This window comes from Agarivorans sp. Z349TD_8, from assembly GCF_050870825.2.
In the GTDB taxonomy this organism is placed as follows: domain Bacteria; phylum Pseudomonadota; class Gammaproteobacteria; order Enterobacterales; family Celerinatantimonadaceae; genus Agarivorans.
The window spans coordinates 2,104,403-2,125,047 of sequence record NZ_CP194037.2 but is presented as its reverse complement, the minus strand read 5'-3'; the positions used below and the strand labels follow the sequence as shown (position 1 = coordinate 2,125,047).

Here is a 20,645-nt window from a genome sequence, read left to right as displayed (position 1 = left end):
TATGCAATAGATGAATAGTTACCATACAAATTTACAATGGCACTCGCGTTGACTTCATCGGGAAATTCACCGACTTTAGCGCAAATTATTCTCATTAGCATTATGGATATACCAATGACATTGTCAGGAAACGCTCGCTTACGCACTGCTCCGACTTACTTCGTCGCTGCACTTACAACACTTAGTAGCCCCAGCATATTGGCCAACGAGGGCGAGCAAACCACTGAGAAATTTGAACAGATAGTTATCACGGCATCGCGTACCCAAGCGAGCGTGGCAAAAGCCCCTGCCTCTATTTCAGTGATTAGCGCCGAACAAATTCAAAGTAAACCCAACATCAACTTGGCAGATATAGTTAAAGAAGCGGTGGGCGTAGAATCCATCAAAGAAAGTGGCCGAGCTGGGCGTGAGCAAGTCAGTATTCGTGGTATGGATGCTAAATATACCTTAGTACTAGTGAATGGTCGACGAATGAGCTCTAGCAGTGCGATTGTGCGAGGAAATGACTTCGACCTTTCCACAATTCCGGTCGACAGCATCGAACGCATCGAAATTATTCGCGGGCCAATGTCGGCGCTCTATGGCTCGGATGGGATGGGCGGTACCATTAATATCATCACCAAAACACCACAAAATGCTTGGCAATCTACCCTCAACGGCAATTTATCAAGCCCAGCCGATGGCAACGGTGGCGAGCAATACTTACTTGGCTTAAATACTGGCGGCGCATTAATCAACGACAAGCTATATGCTCGCTTTGCGCTCAACGAAAGCTATCGAAATTCTTGGAACCCCTACACAGGCACTGGCAATACCAGCAACGGCTCCTACGACCGAGCCGATGTAACCGCTATCGAGAAACGCGATACTCTAAGTATGCAAGGAGCGCTGTCTTGGTATCTTAACGATCAGCAAATTATCGATTTGGATCTCAGCTATAGCGATGACTTTCGAGACTCCCTAATCGAAGGGAATAAAGGCGGCCAACCGTCGATTACCGCCAGTGAACAGAAAGTAATACGCCATAGTCAAGCACTGACTCACAGCGGTTTTTGGCGCTGGGGAGATAGCCAAACGCGCTATTCTCACGAACAAGTCAAAGTTGAAGGCCAAGCCACTAGCGAAGACGCGCTAGAAACCAATCATATTTTCGAATCTTCAGCCACCACTTATCTGGCTACCCACAGCTTAACCTTTGGTGGTGATGCCCGTTATAGTTCCCTTGACGACCCCAATAACTTACCGAATAGCAAACAAACTAGTGTTCAGCAGCAAGCGCTATTTGTGCAAGATGAATGGGCCTTTGCGAGAGACTGGACCGCCACGCTAGGTGCTCGTGTCGACCATCACCAAGACTTTGGGACCGAGCTAAGCCCTCGCGCCTATTTGGTTAACCAAGTTAATCCAAATCTAGTGATTAAAGGCGGTGTGGGCAAAGCCTTTAAGGCACCAACCATGGTACAGCTGAATCCAGATTTTACGCTCTCTAGCTGTGGCGGCCATTGTTATGTGGTTGGTACCCCAGATCTCCAGCCAGAAACCAGTGTCAACTACGAACTCTCGGCTTTATATCATCAGCACTCGTGGTCACTCGCCGCCACAATATTTAGAAATGAAGTCGATAACCTGATCCAACGTAGTGGTACTCAAATCGATGATGGCCAATACGATAGACCCTATGAATACTATGAAAATGTAGAGCAAGCCCTATTTCAAGGCTTAGAACTCGAAAGCAGTGTTGAGCTTTCAGCACAGTTGAGTATTAAAGCAAACTATAGCTTTACCGATGCTCGCGATGCGACTACCAATCAACAGCTCACCAATCGCTATAAGCATTCTTCACTGTTGCAACTCAACTGGAAGCCAAGCGAGCACTTATCAGCATTCACCAGTGCCAACTATCGCGGTCGAAAAATAATCGAACAAAATGACAATGGGGAAGAACTAATCCAAGCACCCTATACCCTCATCAACATCGGCTTAAATTATCAGCTAAACGACAGCTTTAAGTTTCGCGCAGGGATCGACAACCTAAGTAACCAAAAGCTAAGCGACGATATTATTGCCTTAGGTCATGTGGAATCGCCACGCACTTATTATGTTGGTATGTCTGCTAATTTCTAGGAGAAAGTTTAATAAGCGGCTTCGCCCTACTTAAAAGAGGCGAAGCGCCTATCAAATGTCATCAATCAAGGTCATCACTGCGGATGAATTACCATAGCGTTTACCAGCATGTTAGTCTTCGCCACACAAAAAAGTCCAACGAACGCTGCGGGAAACGCAATGATAATTTTAGATATTGACTAACATTTCGCTAGTTAAGATGGATGTCTTGTTATCTTTAGTTTAAGTTGCTGCAGACATTTGCTAAATCGCGCTTAAGCGCGAGCTTGCTTTCGAACGATGTTTTAATCATCAGTCTGTATGGGTGGTCTTCACTTCGCTAACACTGTTACTGCACCTGTGATTTTTATCATGGATGTCCATGCTCTTTTTGTTCAACACCCGAATAAGGTGGCGGCTGCGCGACACCTATTCTTATTGTATGTGAATTTAAACGCATAAGTCTTTGTCGTTTACAAATTTTGATGCGGCGAAAGTTACATTATCAGCATACCTAGAAGCAGTAATTGCAGGAGATGTTCCCATAAATGCAATTAACCACATAAAATTCAATGGATAGTCAATGACGAAGAACCATGTATAGATAACCCCAACACCGCCCCAAACAATTGAAATAATCGTGTTTTTAAATACTTTCTGTAAGTGCATTTTTTCTATTAAACTAATACGCTTTGCTCTTTCACCTTGAGAGGACGTTTTCTTTGCCTCTTGGATTAACTCTGAATTTTTCCGATTAACCCACAAAAGATTTATTCCTGTAAATAAAGTCAATGAAAATAAACTAGACATAATTGACTCTGTTAAATCAGCACTCTTTAAATAACTAAAAAAACCAAACATCAAGGCTCCTGAAAACATTAAAAATGTTTTTACTAAAGCATCTTTAGATAGTTTTTTATATAAAGACCGCGCTGGTTCGTCTAATTGCGCAACTAAAAATTTACGTGCAATCAAAGAAACAAGTAAAGCTATAAATGGGATTGAAAACGTTACATATTGCACAATCTTATTGTCAAAAAAATCCATATCTATCTACCTTGTATATTCATATAACGCCTATATCTAGCGAGTCCCCTCATAATCCCTAGGAAATTCATATAAGTAGACGCGCCCCCCGTTGTTTAATCTCATTAATTTCGCCAAAAACCTTTTCTATCAAACCCTACACAGAGGCAGTCGGGATGCGCGAAATTCAAATTCTACACCAAATACTTATTGAGCTACGTCATAATATTTATAAAAAATGCCTTAACTCTCCGAGAGTTGTTACTATTAGATGGTGGTCAAAGAACCGTCGAAGTCGTCAAAGAAAAAACGTCAAAGAAGACACCCACCCCAACTAACGAAATGCTCATTACAGTCTAAACTGTCAATAGTGATTTATTTGGGGAGTTATCATTATGCCTCGGCCAAGACGCTCGCAAGTGAGCTTATCGGATACCCCCTACTATCATTGTGTTTCCCGTTGTGTTCGACGGGCGTTTCTGTGTGGCGAAGACCAACAAACCGGCAAAAGCTATGAGCACCGCCGCCAGTGGGTCGAGGATTATCTACTCAAATTAGCGTCAGTGTTCGCCATTGATGTTTGTGCTTATGCCGTCATGAGTAATCATACCCACCTCGTGCTACATGTTAATCCGCAACAAGCAGAAGCCTGGTCAATGGATGAAGTGTTAGAACGCTGGCATAGCTTGCATCAGGGCACCTTACTGACTCAGATGTATCTCAACCTTGAATTACGTCCGCAGTTGAGTGAGGTGCAACTACAAGCCATTCGCGCCACCGCCGAAGTGTATCGGACTCGCCTGTATGACTTAAGCTGGTTTATGCGCCATTTAAACGAACACATTGCGCGAGCCGCCAATCAAGAAGACCAATGTACCGGTCGATTTTGGGAAGGACGCTTTAAATCCCAAGCGCTTTTGGATGAAGCCGCCCTCATGGCGTGTATGGCTTACGTAGACTTAAACCCCATCAGAGCCAAGATGGCAAGTACACCAGAGGACTCGGCCCATACCAGCGTACAGCGACGAGCAAAAGCAGCTCAGCTAAAACAAGCCCAGGCAACAAACCTGTTTCCCTTTGTGGGTAACCCAAGAGAGCCGATGCCCCAAGGCTTACCCTTTGAGCTGAAAGACTACCTTGAGTTAGTCGATATGACCGGACGCATGGTAAGAGAAGATAAACGGGGTTACATCGACAGTGGAGAAAGTTCCATCATCCAACGCTTAGGGATAAATGAAGCGCAGTGGCTGACTTTAAGCGGTGAGTTTGAACGGCACTTTTCTGGCGCAGTCGGTCAAGAGCGCTTGCTCAGGCAATACCATCAGCATATGGGACATAAACGAACGGCCGGTTTAAGTTGCTGCAAACGTTTGCTAAATCGCGCTTAAGCGCGAGCTTACTTTCGAACTATGTCTTAATCATCAGTATTGTATCGGTGGTGATACCTTGCTGAGGCGCACATTGGCCCAGAAATCACCAAACTGAGTCACCTACTGTGAATTTAGCCGTTAATCGGCATGACAATCGCCTCAGAACTAAATGATTGTAGTGGTGTTCACTTCACTAACGTTGTTACTGTATTTATGGTTTTTAATATGGATGTCCACTTTAACACCACAAAGTGAAGTTGAAGAAAGCGGGATGGAGCGACGATTATCGGGCACGAGTCTTCTTTGGGTTATAAATCCATCAAAGTATGCTCCCGCCCTGGTGATACAGGGGGTCGCTAGAAGTGGACGTTATGTGTTAGTTTATCCTCCTAACCATCACGGAGTAATATATGACTGATGTTATTATCAGAACTGCAAATTTAAATGATATGAATACGCTGCTTGAATTTGAGCAATATATAATTTCTGTAGAGCGCTCATTTGATAAACATTTAAAAGATGAACCTATTTCATATTATGATTTAAAAGAATTAATTTTGTCTGAAAATGCTAAAGTTATTGTAGCTGAAATGGATAATAATATTGTAGGTTCAGGATACGCGGATATTAAAGAGTCAAAGCCATATGTGGAACATGAATATCATTCTTATCTTGGTTTTATGTATGTAGCCCCTGCTTATCGAGGCAAAGGTATCAATAAGTTGATTCTTAACTCCCTTAAGCGCTGGAGTAAAACTAAAAATGTTCATCATTTATATCTAGATGTATATGCTGACAATCAAGCTGCAATTCGAGCTTACGAAAAAGCAGGTTTTGAAAGTAGCCTACTTGAAATGAGAATCGCCCTTGATTAGAAAATCCATACAAATTAGAATAGGTGTCACGCAGCCAACACTTTATTCGGATGTTGAACAAGCCCGATCGTCTAATGTCGCTTCTCTTATATTGAATTCCGATTCCAAACTTATTTGTACCTCATGACTTGGATAGCTAACAGTATATTAATATGCAAATTCCCATCTTTCACGCATGCGAAGTTACCACCTATCACGCACCACAGAAATTCAAACACTCTTTAATATTAAAATTTATCAACAGCATACCAACCTATCAGCATTTTGACCATGCGTGAAAGGTGGTCATGTATTTGCAAAAAGATGGGAACCAACCAAGCTGTATACCATCACAGTAGTTTACCCATAAAAAAAGAAAAGCTAAGCGTAAGCTGGTTTTTCAGGAGTATTGCTTTGGCTTGTCGTAACAAGTAATACGACAACAATGAGATAAATCATGAATGCTGAACTATTCACTTATAGCAAAAATTAATCAGACTTTATTGTACGCCAACAATTGGCCGAACTAATCACCATTTAGACTGTCCGTAATTATTTTTTTATGCAGCTTTAAATATTCAATGTCTGCTATATAAGCCAAATGATGGTCATCCTTGAGATTAGCAATAAATGCCTCATTCCTTTGGGCTGCTTGGTCGTGCATAAAATCAAGTAAGGCTTGTATCCTCGATATCATCACATCAACTAACTGGACACGCTCGGAATATGGCAAGCCATATGAATCACAAAATTGCTTTGCACGAATGGATTGCAGCCTTAAATCCCCCAAGGCATCATTCGGTTTAGTCTTAAATGGTGCCCAGCAATAAACAGCGTAAGCTACATCCCAAATTCTTGGAGCTGGATGCGCGGTATCAAAATCAAAAATACCAACCACTGTATTTCCATTTAATGCCACATTGTACGGTGCATAATCACCGTGGCAGATGACTTCTTGTGGTTCTCTTGCCGGTAGCAACCACTTTAATTGATTGCTTTGTCCACACTGAACAAATGAAACGGTGGCATCGTGATATAGACGTAAAACAGCGGCTGCAGAACATAATGCAGCTTTCGTTGCGATAGCACCGACCAATGGGTAGTTGTAAACATCACCAAGTATATAAGATAGGATCTCATGTCCCTGCTCATCGAAACCAAATGATTCTGGAGCGCCGTAAAACTGCTCACGTTTTAAGTGCCTGAGTAATTGATGAATCGATTGCGACCAAAATCCACAGGGACGATAAACCTTGTCTGCTAAACGAAAAACCGAGCCTTTTCGGCCACCTTGAAGTTCTTCCATAAGGCTCCTGCTGTCTCATATTTGATGCATTGACTACTAGGTGTGGTATCACGACTTCATATCGATTTCAGTAGCATCAATCATAAATCTACAACTAAGTTACGCTAAAAAGGGTTATTGTCGATGGAAGAACAACATTAAGAACCAAGTAAAAATCACAGTTAAAATAGTACTCACCTGCAAAACAGAAAACCCCCAAATATAAAGAAAAGCCAGTCATTTCAATTGACTGGCTCTACACTTAAAAGAGCGATTGAAAGCTTACTCAGCAACAGTATTTAAGCATGTTTCACCGCCTTCCTGGTCAAGAAGATAAACGGAACTAAGGCGATAAATAACACCATCAAAATGGTAAACAAGTCAATCGTCGACATCATGAATGATTGCGTCGTAATTGAACCATTTAAAATGGCTAAGGTAGTTTCAGAATGTCTCTGTAGCGAAGGCGCAATCAAAGGATTATACGGAGAGATATGCTCCGCCATAACCGAATGGTGTAAGCTAGCATTTCTCGACCAAATCCAAGTGGTCAACGACGAAGCAAAGCTAGCGCCAATGGTGCGTATAAAGGTCGACAATGAGGCGGCATCAGAGACATCGGGCCCACTAAGATCTGACAACAAAATAGTTGTCATCGGCATAAAGAACAACGAAATACCGATCCCCATAAACAGTTGAACCGCCGCGATGCTCGCAAAATCAATCTCGATATTGAATTTAGCACGCGCGTAACAACTGATCCCAATGACCAGAAATGATGTCGCGGCTAATTTCCGCATATCAAGATGACTACCAAACCGTCCCAGAATAGGAGTCATAAATAGCGGTATCACGCCCAATGGTGCCGCTGCAAACCCAGCCCATAAAGCTGTATAGCCCATTTGACTTTGTAACCACTGCGGCAGGATCAAGTTAATACTAAAAAAGCCAGAATACCCCAAGGTCAATAAAATAGTACCAATGCAAAAATTACGATTGGCAAAAAGGCGCAGGTTGATGATTGGATTCTCATCGGTGAGCTCCCAAATCACCATAAATACCAGCATAATCACCGCAAATACGGTGCCGCCAATGATCCATGGGTTTGCAAACCAATCCAGCTCATTTCCTTTATCCAGTACAATTTGTAAGGCACCAACCCCTAAAGCCATGGTTGCTAAACCAATAATATCCAGTCTTGACTTAACCGGCTTATGTGGACGGTCTTTGAGCTGGGTCAAAATAACCATCACGGTAAATATACCGATAGGAATATTGATTAAGAAGATCCATGGCCAACTATAGTCGTAGGTTAACCACCCACCTAAGATAGGCCCAACAATCGGACCCACTACCGCCACCATCCCCAGCAATGCCAAAGCCATACTGCGTTTTTCTTTGGGAAAGATAGACAACAGCAAGACTTGACTCATCGGAAACAGCGGTGCAGCGGCAAAACCTTGCAAAGTACGGAATAACACCAGCTCGCCCATACTTTGCGAAATACCGCAGAGGAAGGAAGTGACACTAAAGGCGATTAGCGCACCAACATACAACTGTACTTCCCCCACTCTACGACTCAACCACGCGGTAATCGGCAAACCAATGGCATTACTCACGGTGAAGGAGGTAATGACCCAAGTCCCTTGATTGAGACTCACGCCCATATTCCCCGCAATTGTCGGTAGTGATACGTTGGCGATCGTAGTGTCGAGTACTTGCATGAACACACCAAGCGCAATTGCAAATACACACAGGCCCATATTGGCGGGTCGAAACCCCTGTTGTTCACTCATTTCACTACCTTTCTATTTCTGGGCAACGTATAACTCGCCCAAAATATCGTTTTCAGAAATAATGTGAACGATCAAATCATCAACGCCTTGCAACGATTGTGCGTATACATCGGTTTGGTAACGCGCTACCGCCTTTGAGTTCTTTTGCGCCAATAACTGACCACTGGTGTCTTTGGTATCAACGTGTACCATCATCGATAAACCGATCCGCAGTGGCGATTTTTCAATTTCGCGTTTATCTAAGGCAATTCGCACCGGTAAGCGCTGTACCACTTTAATCCAGTTACCAGTGGCGTTTTGCGCCGGGAGGATAGAAAAGGCACTACCAGTACCAATCCCTAAACTCTCAACCGACCCGTGAAACTCCACCTCATCACCATACAAATCAGAGGTGAGAGTCACTGGCTGACCAATCCGCATATCATTGAGTTGCGTCTCTTTGAAGTTGGCATCAATCCATACTTCATCCAATGGAACCACAGCCATTAAGGTTGAACTTTGATTAATCCGTTGACCCACTTGCACATTGCGCTGTGCGACATAACCTGAAACCGGAGCAACCAAACGAGTACGTTGCTTCGCCAAATAAGCTTGTTTCACTTTAGTGATTGCAGTTTTGACCAAGGGATGGGTTTCAACAGTGGTGTTATGGATCATCGCTTGGTGGGATTTCAACTGCTGCTCTGCAACTGCCAGTGTTTTCTTGGCTGAATTCACCATGTCTTTGGCATGGCTTAAATCTTCTTGAGAAAGGCCACCCGCTTTCACCATATCTGCGCGACGTTTTAAATCACTTTTAGCTTTATTTAAAGCGATGGTCTTCTCATCAACCACGGCTTTTGCTTGTGCAACATTGTTAAACAAACCACGAACTTGGCGAACCGTTTGTGCTAGGTTTGCCATCGAACTTTCAAAAGCGACTTCGGCATCGGCATCATCAAGACGAACCAATTCTTGGCCTTTTTCAACATAATCACCGTCGTCGGCCACAATTTTAGTCACAGTCCCGCTGATTTCTGGGGTGATTTGAACCACGTTACCATTCACATAAGCATCTTCGGTTTCTTCATTGTCTACGACATAATTTGTGTAGTAATAACTCACGCCTACACCCGCAAGCAACAGCACTGCTGCAAAAATAGTGAAACTTTTTTTACGCTTACCTTTTTGGGGAGACGCTACATTTTCAATATGTGTATCTTGCATTCTTATAACCTTAATAACGACTAGTTATCAGCACGAGTAGAGGGAACTGATTGCTCTTGGCGAAAGCCACCGCCTAAAGCCCGCACCAGTAGCACTTGCTGTTCTTGCTGCTGATTTTTTAACAATGTAAACGACGATTCAGCCAAAATAAGTTGCTGCTCCGCCATAAGAACTTCAAGCTGGCTTCCCATCCCAGCTTCGTAACGTTTTTCGGTGATCACGTAACTCTTGTCTGCCAAGTGCATACTTTCGTGAGCATCTTTGAGCTGAGTCTGAATAGACTGGAGGGACAAAATGCTATCACTGACTTCACCCAGCGCATTCACCAAGGTTTTGTTGTACTGCGCGACAGCAGTATCGTAACCCGCTGTTTTTTCGATTAATGTTGCTTTTAAGCCAGTGGTGAATAGCGGCAGAGAAATCGCAGGTTGCACGCTCCAAGCACGACTCGCATCTTCAAACACTGCATCACCAAGCATGGCTTTAAATCCAGCGGTCGCACTAAGATTCACATTTGGATAAAAACGCGTTTTTGCAGAATCAATTTCTTTACTCATGGCTTCTACCCGCCACTTCGCAGCCACAATATCGGGACGGTGAGAAAGTAAGTTTGCAGGCACCTCGCGCGGTAACGCTAAGTGAGTATCCATATGGACGCTTGGACGATGAATGCTCGTAGCAATATCAGGACCTTGGCCAACTAAAGTCGCTAAGACATTTTTAAGTTGCTTCACCGCCAGTGTGCGTTTCTTTAGGGTTTGCTTAGCCGACGCAGCACCGCTTTGTGCAGTGTAGAGTCGATCTTCAGAAGTTAAACCGTGTTTAAACAGGCGTGATGTAATATCAACAATCCCCACAGTACGATCTAAATCTTTCTGCGCCAAATCTTGCAAAGCGTAGGCATTCGAGAGTTGAACATAGCGATGAACAATCGCTGTCGACAGGGTAATTTTCGCGGCCTGATGATCAACTTCAGCCGCCCGCTGATTATTCACCGCAGCTTCCCAGCTATCGCGCTCTCCCCCCCACAAATCAAATGAGTAATAGCCATTCAAACCAAGGTTATAAACAGTGCCATAGCGATTCCCCTGCAAACTATAATCTTGGGAACGGGATAAACGCGCTCTTGATACACCGGCGTCGGCGGTAATCACCGGATCAAATTGAGCGTCTGCCGCCATCACCATCGACGACGCATTGACTAAAGCTGCATTTGCTAACTGAATATCTGGGCTATTTTTTAAAGCTGTTTTAATCAAACGCTCTAATTGAGGGTCATCAAGTGGTAGCCACCAATTTTCGGCTGGCCATAGTGCAGGTGATAAATGCTGTGCATTAAGAACTTCACTGTGCTCAATTATCGATTTTTCGGCCAATTGATTGTGGGGCTGGATATTTTTCGGCGCAGCACAACCATATAACAGCAGCGTCACCATCACTGGCGTTAACTTTGTATATTTTCTCATTCAGGGTCTGTACCTTTCAAATATTTTTTCTGGCAATTCTCAGGAATTTTAGAAGTGACAATCTTTATCAGACAATGACGAAATTGCTCGATTTCTTGCTTCGATAGCGCTTGAGTTAACTCATCGATAGCACTTTTCGCAAGCGGTAGCGAACGTTCGACCACCGAACTCCCTGTCGGGGTTAAATGGATGATCTGCGAACGACGATCCGTCGGGTCTGGGACTCGTTCTATAAGTGATTTTTTTTCAAGTCTATCCAACATTCGAGTAATCGCACTATTATCAACATTGAGCGATTTTCCTATTTCTGAAGGCCTATTCAGGCGAAAATGATAAATCTGAAACAAGACCTTTGCCTGGGTAGACGTAATGTCCTCGGGGATAAGATGTTGGTCTAAAAGCCTATCTTTGATGTAACAGCTTTTACCTAGCAAAAAGCCGATATTATCTAGCATAAAATCTTTTTGTTCTTTGGTTACGGTCATCACTCACTCACAAAATGATTGCCACTGCACTAGTTGCCTATGCAATTATTGTTACTGCAATGATAATTGCAAAAAATGTGATGTCAATCGATATATCTCATTTGAGGATAAAACCGGCTATAACTCATTGGGAAAATGCCTGTAAAAACCTTCACGATTGCTGAAGCTGCGCTATATCTGAATGAGGCTGATAAAACACGAGCATCACTTTCACACAAAATAGAATGTGTTATTTATCAGGTGTTAAACTAAGTTTTAAGCTCGATGAAGGCATTAATTTAAATGATAAGTAGAAAGCATTTAGCGAAGGCGTATCTATCGGATTGAAGCTAAGAAAAACTAAGTTTGGACCGCTATTCAAATAAATAGACGTTCAAATAGTGCTAGTGAGGCAAGCTTATACCAATCTGATTCATTATATGATCAACTTATTGCGCCGAGTAAATCTGCCGATAACCAGCCATGAAGTGCAGTAACTAGTGACTCTAATTACAATATACATCATACATTTAGCGCTGATTTAGGTTAACAAGAATGAACAATTAATGAGTTCGATTGGCATTAGGCCAGCCCAAACTCCAAAACGCTATTGATATAGCCTACGCCGCAAAAAAGACTAAGCTAAGTGATATAAGCAATCGACTGATTCAATTGAAATTTATGGAATGTAATAGAATATGTGGCTTGCAATTGAAGTTGACATATGGGGTAGCTAAGAATCAAGCGATTAGCCAACATTTTGCATATGATATTGGCATAGAATTGCAGTAAAAGATGACATAATTCTGCTTTCATCAATTTAGATTAAAACGAATGAAAGAAATTAACTTACAACTTATCAGAGATTACTTTATTGTATGAACCCACCGCCCTGCCAAAAAGGTATTTTGGTAAGGGTAAATGTAATTCTCCTAACGCTTGCACCGCACTAATAATTAGGTATTTATGAATCGCCTAGTTCAACCGCTGAAGCACGTTTTTGTCGGATAGGCGACACTTGTTACCAAGTGCCGCCCTCCTAAGAACCGTACTATGAGGTTTGGCTTAGTGAGTAAGTATTTGTTTGACACACTTGAAGAGGTTCAAGATCGGGCGACCCAATGGTTATGGTTCTACAATCATCAACGACCACACCTTGCAAATGGAGGGTTCCCACCACTAAAAACGGCAGCATGAATTCTACGAATAAATGCGGTTAATAATGGGAGGATCACCATGAATTATACAGTTCAGTATTAGCCCTCAAAGACTCTACCGAGTACTCATAACGTTCATCCCATCTAGCTACTATTGACCATGCGGACAATACTAATTGAAAAGTGCCGACAATACCTGCTACAAGTATAAGATATGGCATTACCTTTTCATTAACACCAAACGATAATACGATACCGCCTACAATAACAGGTGTTACAAGCCCTAAAAAAGTAATCCAAGTCCTCAACTGCTTTAATTGATTAGCTCTTTTCTCGAATATTCTAGTCGTACCAAAGCAATAAAATTCATAATCTTTGATACTCTTTTTTAGATCTAAATCTGACACGATTTCTCCTATAAGCTAACGCCTCAAACACCGGCTTGGCGGAGATGGCGGCTTTTTTGGAACAAAAAAGGTGACAGCTTTGGTAAGTCCGCGTGCTTTGACTTGTTATAGGGCTTCACAGACCAAACTTCCTTTTTAGAGTCTCAATTATTGGAGCATTACTTACCCCTTCTGGAATTAAAGGGTCATCATCTGATTGAATGGCCATCACTTCTATATCATTTGGCCCTATCTTCCATGCTTCCAAAACATTAATGTCAAACTTTCGGATTGATTTTTTCTTCGCTGATGAGTTCTCTATAATCCGTTCATTCTTAACTACTGAATAGCTCAACATATAGCTTTTTCGCTCGTCAAATGCAGATAGAAATCTATCAAGGTTTTCAGGTGTCGAAGGGGTCATTGTGTTTATTCTGGCAATCATCTGTACAGTTTTGTTAGAGTCAAAACTGAAGTTTTCACTAATACAAACTCTGTAATGTGCAGGTTTTTTTCGGTCAATATTTCTAATAATTGATATTCTTAAACGATCTTCTCTGTCTTCATTACCAATTTCATTTTCCAAATCTGCGAAAATCGCTTCTGCAGCTTGTCCATCTTCATAAAGTAAAGTTAATTCAATATCTCCATTGGGATAAAGAGCATATCCAGTTCCACGCCATACAGTTCTATCCCACAACCTTATTTTGATAAGACCCTGTACCTTCGTATCTTTATGAGTCAAGCTTTCACCATCAATCAAGCCTTCGGGTGGTTCTCCCTTACCAGGCTTCAAATCGATCAATGGTTTGATCGCCGGTTTAGGCTTTGGAAAGCTAGAATCCCATGGCAAAGTACGGAGCATGTCGTAATTTTTGTATTCAGGATCACGCAGTAGGGACTTAATACGACTAACTGCATCATTACCCATTATGTTTTGTAAACCAACAAAGCATGACCCAAATGATACGGAACGCTCTAGAGCCCTGTCTTCACCAAGCATAGATTCCATAGTCCTCTCAGTATCTTTGGGCCTAACCATGCGTGAGAATACATCAATTACAAAATCATGAAGCCATTCTTGAATAATTCTTTGCCCAGAAACGTTCAACATATCAGAGGTGAATGATGAACACAGAACATTCATTTTCAGAGTTCCACTTGCATCATCTACTTCATGTGATATCTCAATTTCGTCATCATCATCGGCTGTAATTTCAATTTCAAGGCGAGGCTCGTATACAAATACTTGATCAACCATTCCTGTTGATAAAAAACCTTCTATAACAGAAAGTAGTGTTTCCGCTAGTTCCACCAAAGGACTTCTAAACGGAAAAGAAACTCCAATTTCACAACCCATAACATAACTTTTCAAGTGACCATATCTTTCTTCACAATTAATTATTTCTGGCACAGGCGCACCTAAATCTGTATCTCTAACCATTTTTAGATAATCTATATACTCGTTGTCTATATTCAGTTCATACTCTTTTTTTACAAGATCTTCATGACCCAGTGAATATAACAACATAGATCTGCTAACGAATAATTGCGCCTTATCCAAAAGATCGGGTAATCGTTGAATAGAACGTGGCCCATCGATAGGGGTATTGAGTATGCATTGAGACAAATATGCATCGAAAGAAAGGTATTCCGTTTCTGATATGGTTTCTTCTTCAACTTGAGACGAGACAGCATATGCCAGCTCCCACCATGCGAGAGCGTAATTTACGCGGCCTAACTGAAGTTCAACTTTAGCAAGCCGTACATATGCATATACTTGAGCAGATAGAATGTCACCGCTACGCCAAAATTCATCTGTAGCTATTGATGCAGCGAGCAATAAATTCGCACGCGATGCCCAAAGCAAACCAACTTTCCTGTAAGCCGCTGAAAGAATATTTAATGCAGCATAAAGGTCTTTCTTGGACTCCTTTTTGTATAGCGCCGCAAGAGATTTACCAATTAACTTTATTGATTGATATGGTTCATTAGATTCTAGGCGCCTTGCACCCCTTTTTAGCCAGAGAACAGCTCCCCTAACCTCGCCCTCACGACGTGAAGTGCACTCTGTGATATAGTCAAGTAAATTTTCATAACTTTCTAATTCACCAAACAAACTATCCAACTCGGTAACCAAATCGGATACTTCATTAAATGAGAAGCCTACTAACTTCTCACCTTCTTTTATAATTTCGTGCATTGATGAAAATATGGCTGAAGCTTGGTCTATATTCTTGATGGAATGCAAATTTAGCAATTCAATATAGATCCGAGACATCAGAGAATTACTGGGGCGTTCATCCTTTTTTGCAAGCTTATTGAGTTCGCCGTTTGCCTCTAACAGAAGCGATTCGATATCCAAATCACTTTCACCTTCACTACCTCGATAGTAGCTCGAATAGAGACCAAGAAGCGATACTGTATCTCCCCATTGAGCCGATTGCTCAATTCCTTTCGCTATCTGCAAACATAACGATAGCTGCTCGCCAAATATAGCAATGTCTTCAAACCACCAATAGGCAGCCCAAGCATACTGATAATGAGCATTAAATCGATGGAAATTAGTGCCAAATTTTTCAGCCGCTTTAATAGCTCTTAGAAAAAGACCCTGTGTTTCAATTGAAGGCTTTTCAAGTTCCTTTGACAATACCGCGACCTCTAATAACCAATCCAATTGGTGAGGGAGCACTTTACCAGTGTCTATTTTATTTTTAATTAATTCTTCGAGCTCATTTAGCCTTACATTTCTAGCGTAGTCATTAACTCCGATTTCTATTTCTCGGCGCCAGTCTATGTCAATCGACAAACAATCAATCGCCAATTGTTCGTAGCCATTGGAAAAGATTTGATCTAGTATCCAAGAGATATCTAAAATTCTTACATCAATTCCAGTTTCTTCCCTTAACGAGTCTTCCAACTCACTTCGCTGATTAGCTTTTGCATACATATTTGTTACACAAAATGCTTTTTTGTAATCTCGGTCAGTGGCTTTTATTTTTCGAACATCTTTCCTACACTTAGCTTTCCAAGCTTCTTGTGTGCTTACTGCAAAAGCCCATCGTTCGTTGTTGGAATTTTCATCAACTCCAATATACCAAAGAACTTTAGATTGCTCTGATACGGGAAAGGTTTGTGTATCTACCTTTCCATCACCACCCGCAACCGGACCTGTTTGCTCTAGCAGATTTGGACAAATGACTTTTTCACAGAGTCTTTTAGCGAAATCTTCGAATGCCAACTCCATATTTCTTCTATTAAGCGTAGACAACTGAAATTCCAAAACAGAACGATCTAGTTTACCTACATCCTTTGTTATTGAATCGGAAAAACGCTCTGGTCTTCTAGCTTTTAGAAATGATTTTGGTGAAATACTTGCTATCTTTGCTTCCATTTTTCACCCTTTTTACTGTGAATATTTAAAGCCATTCTCTTAAAGGTTCAACGTTTAGTGAGCCTTTAAACCATCAATAAGCCCTATAACGCTAAGTAGGCCGCACGTGCGGTCTATCCCATTCAATGAGCGCGCGGCCTATCACAAAAAACATGACCTTCATCACATTCGCTCATCAATTAGTGATTTGATATTAACCCATTGTCTACCATAGTTTTTTACTCGGCATCAATCAATCGTCGATCCATTTCTTTCATTGATTGCTTTGACAAATGACGCAAACAAAACCAGAAATACTGTGCAAATACACAGTTAAAAAGTGTGCAAACCTTGGAAGCTCAACTAATTCAAAATTTTCTCGTTAACAACTAGTAAAGTCGAGATTTAAAACCATTAGTTTTGCTATGGAAAGAGCCATGGGAGATTGTGTTTTTCATAAGAAGGCGTAACAAGCTTTGGGGCAATTTTGAGTTACGGTTAATCGTTTCTTAGAACCCGGAAAGTGTCGAGAGTCCTCAGGCCTTACCATTCTGTGGCATTCCCGGTCATGGCATTGATCAGGAACTCATCTATCATTTCGGTGGAAGTCCTTTTTTATTTGAGACCCCGCCGATTCACTAGGAACTCTGCGATATCAACGGGTCATACATCATTCGACTTGGGAATGGAAAGTTCCGCCTATTGTCCGATTGTATGTTTAAGCAGCTGTTTGAGAGCGATGCTTAGACCACTCCGTACAATGTCGCTTGATATGGCGACATCTGTCGCCTATACTTGTCGTGTAAATTCTAAATGAGGATTAGATTATGTATGAAAGTGCTTATCAAATGCTGAGCGGTACAAAAGTTAAAATTGGTTCAGTGCCAGAGATACTTACGATTATTCGAACGGGTCTACCTGTATCTATTCTTGATAGTGGCACCGATTTGCTTGGCGTAAATAAAACCGAATACGCTCAATTGATAGGAGCAAACCTTCGAAGCATTCAGCGTAAGCAACAAACAAGTGGAAAGCTAAGTCCCGCATCCAGCGAGCATGCGTTGATGCTTGCTGAGTTAGTTCGGCTTGCCGACGAATACTTTAAGGACAGAGATGCCACTTTACGCTGGCTTAACCGCCCTTCATTGGCTTTCGGTCATTATTCACCATTGTCTGTCTGTGACACTGTTACAGGCATTAATGTGGCGATGGAAGAAATCAACAAAATGAAATATGGGTTTACTGCATAATGGAAATGTTCAGATTGTCACATGCAGATTTCCCTGACTTATCTGGTGCTGGTGGCTTATATGGCTCTGGTCGCTGGCATGAAAAAGGGGTTCTTGCTTGCTATACGGCTTCAGCAAGAGCTCTATGTGTTTTAGAACGAATGGTGCACGAGGCATTAGAAGACCTACCAAGCTTGGTTATGTTGACTCTATGGATCCCAGATGATGTAAGCATAGAACGCTATTCAAGTAAGCAACTCCCAGAAGGTTGGGACAGCATTCCAGATTCAGGAGAGGGCCGGTCAATCGGGCAGGATTTCTTTTCAAGGGGTGAATCTCTTCTGATGCAAGTACCAAGCGCCATAATTTCTGAGGAGTACAACTACATTATTAATCCTCGGCACAAAGATTCAGGTAAGATCAAAGTCGTTGAGACAAGAGATTACTTTTACGATGCAAGACTTCAGAAAATGATTCGATAAAATAATCTAGCAAAAACTTAAAAATACTTTTGTGGGTAGAAGGGCCAATAACTCTAGACTTCATAACCAGCACTCATATATTGTAAATTTACAACTTAAGGATAGGCTATGTCATGTTATGTTGCAATTTATGTCAACTTCAATTGCAAACAACAAATATATGGAATTGGGTGGCAACCCTATCAGCCACATCCCGGCACTCGAGTCGTCTGCTGCGGTTGCTCCCTTCCGGGCCTGGCCGAGTTCACAGAGTATCAATGCGGGAGGACCAACAGGGCCACCATAGATGAGCTTCCGAAGAAGCGAGGCTATTCTCGCTTAAGCCTTCCCTTATTGCAAACGCTAAAAGTACTTTTCCACCCTAGAATCGGTCTGTTTGCTCAAGTTTTAATCCTTATGAGTCTATTTAGTCAACCTATGGCGGTTGCCCAGCCCTTTGATCAACAACTATGGGATGAATTACTACAAGAATATGTGCATTGGCCAGTTGCTAATAATGAAAGTCGAGTTGATTACAGCAATTTTGATCAAGCTAAATTGCAGCGTTACTTGGTATCCGTTGCGAAGGTAAGCCAAGTCCAATTTAATGCCTGGACTCAAGATCAACAACTGGCCTTTCTAATTAATGCTTATAACGCTTATACAGTGCAATTCGTCTTAAGTGCCTACCCAAACATTACTTCTATTCGAGACTTAGGATCGTGGTTTCAATCGCCCTGGAAGAAAAAGCGCTTTGATCTATTTGGGGAAAAGGTCAGCCTTGATGATATAGAACATGAATTGATTAGGCCTGTTTACAATAATCCATGGATCCATAGCGCAGTCGTTTGTGCCGCAAAAAGCTGCCCGCCCTTACAAAGCACAGCCTATCGTGCGGAGCATCTGCAACAACAACTAGAGCGCGCGTTTCGAGCTTTCTTAAACAGTGACAAAAATACTTACCATGCAACAAATAACCAGCTACAGTTATCATCGATATTTAAGTGGTACAAAGAAGATTTTGGTGCTGACTTAAAACGTTACTTAAGTCATTATTCGAAAGAATTAAAGGCTGAACCGCGGGAGCTCCAAGCCGCCTCAATTGTTTATCTGGATTATGATTGGTCACTCAATGCTTATGAGTAAGGCAATAAACATAAAAAAACCTGCATCCGCAGGTTTTTGTTAGAATAAAAGCTTAAAACAAACGACGAGATAGTTCGTATAAGTCTTCATTAAATGGACGTTTCATATTTTCGATACAATCAATAATATCGTGATGGACCATTTTATTATTTTGAATACCAATGCAACGACCACCCTCGCCTTCAAGTAGCAAGTCGACCGCGTAAGCCCCCATACGACTGGCCATCACTCGGTCACGACCGGTTGGTGTACCACCACGCTGAATATGGCCCAGAATCGTCGCTCGAGTTTCCCGACCCGTCGCCATTTCAATACCTGCCGCCAACTCATTCACATTAGTGATATGTTCGGTGATGGCAATAATCGCATGTTTTTTACCTTTTTTCTGGCCATCTTTTAAGCTTTTGAGCAACTCTTCGCGACTAAAGCCCTTTTCAGGAATAATCACATACTCTGCACCACCTGCAATACTCGCCTGCATCGCAAGATCGCCACAGTAACGTCCCATGATCTCGATCACCGAAATACGATTATGTGAAGAAGAAGTATCCCGAATACGGTCAATCGCATCAATCACAACATTGAGTGCCGTATCAAAACCAATCGTATAGTCAGTCCCTGCAATATCATTATCGATGGTACCTGGCAAACCAATACATGGAAAACCCATTTCAGTTAACTTTTTGGCGCCCATGTATGAACCATCACCACCGATGACAACTAAAGCTTCAATACCGTGTTTTTCTAAGTTTTTAACGGCAACTTCCCGAACCGCGAGTTCTTTAAACTCAGGAAAACGAGCGGAGCCTAGAAAAGTACCACCACGGTTAATAACATCGGAAACACTGAAGCGATCCAATTTTTTAATATTGTCTTCATGCAGGCCCATATAACCATCATAAATACCATAAACTTCAATGCCTTGAGACAAGGCACTACGTACCACTGCTCGTACGGCTGCATTCATACCAGGGGCATCACCACCACTAGTTAAAACACCAATTTTTTTAACCATCATTCCCTCACTAAAAGCTGAATTGACCAAATTTACAAAAATAATTCAACAAATATGTCCGATAGGATCATTTCTAAACCAAAGATATACCGTGATAAACAGATCTATCAGAACAAAAAATCTTTAAAATAATAGAGTTATTGCGATATACATCGCCATTAGAGACTCTTTTTTGTGTCGGCATTGTGCCATGCACAAGGTTAACCTTTTATGACCCTAATCAGATAACGCCGACATTTTGGAACAAATTCTCATACTTGTCCAAAGTTAATCTGAGCCTCATTAGCAATCGCCAATTGATTCAGGCA

General features: G+C 41.9%; 15 protein-coding genes, 1 other RNA gene and 1 pseudogene. 7 read left to right on the top strand and 10 right to left on the bottom strand.

Features of this window, described 5'->3' with window-relative positions:
- The first annotated feature begins 114 nt into the window (after positions 1-114).
- The gene (locus ACRRS1_RS09655) at positions 115-2,124 is read left to right on the top strand and encodes a TonB-dependent receptor domain-containing protein (protein ID WP_432453387.1); all 2,010 of its coding nucleotides are present in this window, start codon (positions 115-117) and stop codon (positions 2,122-2,124) included.
- A gap of 429 nt (positions 2,125-2,553) precedes the next feature.
- Here ACRRS1_RS09655 and ACRRS1_RS09650 read toward each other — a convergent pair whose 3' ends face one another.
- Entirely contained in the window at positions 2,554-3,150 is a 597-nt protein-coding gene (locus tag ACRRS1_RS09650; RefSeq protein ID WP_432467910.1) for a hypothetical protein, read from the bottom strand.
- Between the two features lie 374 nt (positions 3,151-3,524).
- On the opposite strand from ACRRS1_RS09650, the gene ACRRS1_RS09645 reads away from it, so the two are divergent.
- Positions 3,525-4,517 (top strand): transposase, encoded by a 993-nt coding sequence (locus ACRRS1_RS09645; protein ID WP_432467912.1) that lies wholly within the window; start codon positions 3,525-3,527, stop codon positions 4,515-4,517.
- A gap of 392 nt (positions 4,518-4,909) precedes the next feature.
- On the top strand, positions 4,910-5,374 hold the full coding sequence (locus ACRRS1_RS09640) for a GNAT family N-acetyltransferase (RefSeq protein ID WP_432467913.1): 465 nt from the start codon (positions 4,910-4,912) through the stop codon (positions 5,372-5,374).
- A 505-nt stretch (positions 5,375-5,879) separates the two neighbouring features.
- On the opposite strand, the gene ACRRS1_RS09635 is transcribed toward ACRRS1_RS09640, so the two are convergent.
- The 5 genes from ACRRS1_RS09635 to ACRRS1_RS09615 all read right to left on the bottom strand — a co-directional run bounded on the left by ACRRS1_RS09635 (position 5,880) and on the right by ACRRS1_RS09615 (position 11,591).
- Positions 5,880-6,659 (bottom strand): phosphotransferase, encoded by a 780-nt coding sequence (locus tag ACRRS1_RS09635; protein WP_432467914.1) that lies wholly within the window; start codon positions 6,657-6,659, stop codon positions 5,880-5,882.
- A gap of 278 nt (positions 6,660-6,937) precedes the next feature.
- Positions 6,938-8,434, bottom strand: coding sequence for a DHA2 family efflux MFS transporter permease subunit (locus ACRRS1_RS09630; protein WP_432459234.1), 1,497 nt, complete (start codon positions 8,432-8,434; stop codon positions 6,938-6,940).
- A 12-nt stretch (positions 8,435-8,446) separates the two neighbouring features.
- Positions 8,447-9,640, bottom strand: a complete 1,194-nt coding sequence (locus ACRRS1_RS09625) for an efflux RND transporter periplasmic adaptor subunit (RefSeq protein ID WP_432459233.1) — start codon at positions 9,638-9,640, stop codon at positions 8,447-8,449.
- A gap of 20 nt (positions 9,641-9,660) precedes the next feature.
- Positions 9,661-11,106 (bottom strand): efflux transporter outer membrane subunit, encoded by a 1,446-nt coding sequence (locus ACRRS1_RS09620; protein ID WP_432463061.1) that lies wholly within the window; start codon positions 11,104-11,106, stop codon positions 9,661-9,663.
- The gene (locus ACRRS1_RS09615; RefSeq protein ID WP_432453395.1) at positions 11,103-11,591 is read right to left on the bottom strand and encodes a MarR family winged helix-turn-helix transcriptional regulator; all 489 of its coding nucleotides are present in this window, start codon (positions 11,589-11,591) and stop codon (positions 11,103-11,105) included. Before ACRRS1_RS09615 ends, ACRRS1_RS09620 begins: the two co-directional genes overlap by 4 nt.
- Before the next feature lie 1,035 nt (positions 11,592-12,626).
- Between ACRRS1_RS09615 and ACRRS1_RS09610 the strand changes: the two are divergent.
- Positions 12,627-12,767, top strand: a pseudogene (locus ACRRS1_RS09610) (integrase core domain-containing protein); the annotation flags it as partial.
- A 34-nt stretch (positions 12,768-12,801) separates the two neighbouring features.
- Here ACRRS1_RS09610 and ACRRS1_RS09605 read toward each other — a convergent pair.
- On the bottom strand, positions 12,802-13,134 hold the full coding sequence (locus ACRRS1_RS09605; RefSeq protein WP_432467915.1) for a mobilome CxxCx(11)CxxC protein: 333 nt from the start codon (positions 13,132-13,134) through the stop codon (positions 12,802-12,804).
- 115 nt (positions 13,135-13,249) lie between these two features.
- Positions 13,250-16,507 (bottom strand): hypothetical protein, encoded by a 3,258-nt coding sequence (locus ACRRS1_RS09600; RefSeq protein WP_432467916.1) that lies wholly within the window; start codon positions 16,505-16,507, stop codon positions 13,250-13,252.
- A gap of 806 nt (positions 16,508-17,313) precedes the next feature.
- Here ACRRS1_RS09600 and parS point away from each other — a divergent pair.
- Together parS and ACRRS1_RS09590 are read left to right on the top strand one after the other, a co-directional pair.
- On the top strand, positions 17,314-17,736 hold the full coding sequence (gene parS / locus ACRRS1_RS09595) for a type II RES/Xre toxin-antitoxin system antitoxin (RefSeq protein WP_432459223.1): 423 nt from the start codon (positions 17,314-17,316) through the stop codon (positions 17,734-17,736).
- The gene (locus ACRRS1_RS09590) at positions 17,736-18,197 is read left to right on the top strand and encodes an RES family NAD+ phosphorylase (RefSeq protein ID WP_432459222.1); all 462 of its coding nucleotides are present in this window, start codon (positions 17,736-17,738) and stop codon (positions 18,195-18,197) included. The genes parS and ACRRS1_RS09590 overlap by 1 nt, the downstream gene beginning before the upstream one ends.
- Positions 18,198-18,374: 177 nt before the next feature.
- Here the strand turns inward: ACRRS1_RS09590 and ffs are convergent.
- An RNA gene (gene ffs / locus ACRRS1_RS09585) (signal recognition particle sRNA small type) lies at positions 18,375-18,471 on the bottom strand.
- Positions 18,472-18,593: 122 nt separating this feature from the next.
- On the opposite strand from ffs, the gene ACRRS1_RS09580 reads away from it, so the two are divergent.
- Positions 18,594-19,322, top strand: coding sequence for a DUF547 domain-containing protein (locus tag ACRRS1_RS09580; RefSeq protein ID WP_432463060.1), 729 nt, complete (start codon positions 18,594-18,596; stop codon positions 19,320-19,322).
- 52 nt (positions 19,323-19,374) lie between these two features.
- Here ACRRS1_RS09580 and pfkA read toward each other — a convergent pair whose 3' ends face one another.
- Positions 19,375-20,337, bottom strand: coding sequence for a 6-phosphofructokinase (pfkA, locus tag ACRRS1_RS09575; protein WP_432456189.1), 963 nt, complete (start codon positions 20,335-20,337; stop codon positions 19,375-19,377).
- Positions 20,338-20,645 lie beyond the last annotated feature (308 nt).

Bases quoted from the DNA above. Each gene is read 5' to 3' on its own strand.
- ACRRS1_RS09580 (WP_432463060.1), top strand. From the start codon at position 18,594: ATGAGTCTATTTAGTCAACCTATGGCGGTTGCCCAGCCCTTTGATCAA.
- ACRRS1_RS09630 (WP_432459234.1), bottom strand. From the start codon at position 8,434: ATGAGTGAACAACAGGGGTTTCGACCCGCCAATATGGGCCTGTGTGTA.
- ACRRS1_RS09645 (WP_432467912.1), top strand. From the start codon at position 3,525: ATGCCTCGGCCAAGACGCTCGCAAGTGAGCTTATCGGATACCCCCTAC.
- ACRRS1_RS09625 (WP_432459233.1), bottom strand. From the start codon at position 9,640: ATGCAAGATACACATATTGAAAATGTAGCGTCTCCCCAAAAAGGTAAG.
- ACRRS1_RS09620 (WP_432463061.1), bottom strand. From the start codon at position 11,106: ATGAGAAAATATACAAAGTTAACGCCAGTGATGGTGACGCTGCTGTTA.
- ACRRS1_RS09650 (WP_432467910.1), bottom strand. From the start codon at position 3,150: ATGGATTTTTTTGACAATAAGATTGTGCAATATGTAACGTTTTCAATC.
- pfkA (WP_432456189.1), bottom strand. From the start codon at position 20,337: ATGGTTAAAAAAATTGGTGTTTTAACTAGTGGTGGTGATGCCCCTGGT.
- ACRRS1_RS09635 (WP_432467914.1), bottom strand. From the start codon at position 6,659: ATGGAAGAACTTCAAGGTGGCCGAAAAGGCTCGGTTTTTCGTTTAGCA.
- ACRRS1_RS09655 (WP_432453387.1), top strand. From the start codon at position 115: ATGACATTGTCAGGAAACGCTCGCTTACGCACTGCTCCGACTTACTTC.
- ACRRS1_RS09615 (WP_432453395.1), bottom strand. From the start codon at position 11,591: ATGACCGTAACCAAAGAACAAAAAGATTTTATGCTAGATAATATCGGC.
- ACRRS1_RS09590 (WP_432459222.1), top strand. From the start codon at position 17,736: ATGGAAATGTTCAGATTGTCACATGCAGATTTCCCTGACTTATCTGGT.
- ACRRS1_RS09600 (WP_432467916.1), bottom strand. From the start codon at position 16,507: ATGGAAGCAAAGATAGCAAGTATTTCACCAAAATCATTTCTAAAAGCT.
- parS (WP_432459223.1), top strand. From the start codon at position 17,314: ATGTATGAAAGTGCTTATCAAATGCTGAGCGGTACAAAAGTTAAAATT.
- ACRRS1_RS09640 (WP_432467913.1), top strand. From the start codon at position 4,910: ATGACTGATGTTATTATCAGAACTGCAAATTTAAATGATATGAATACG.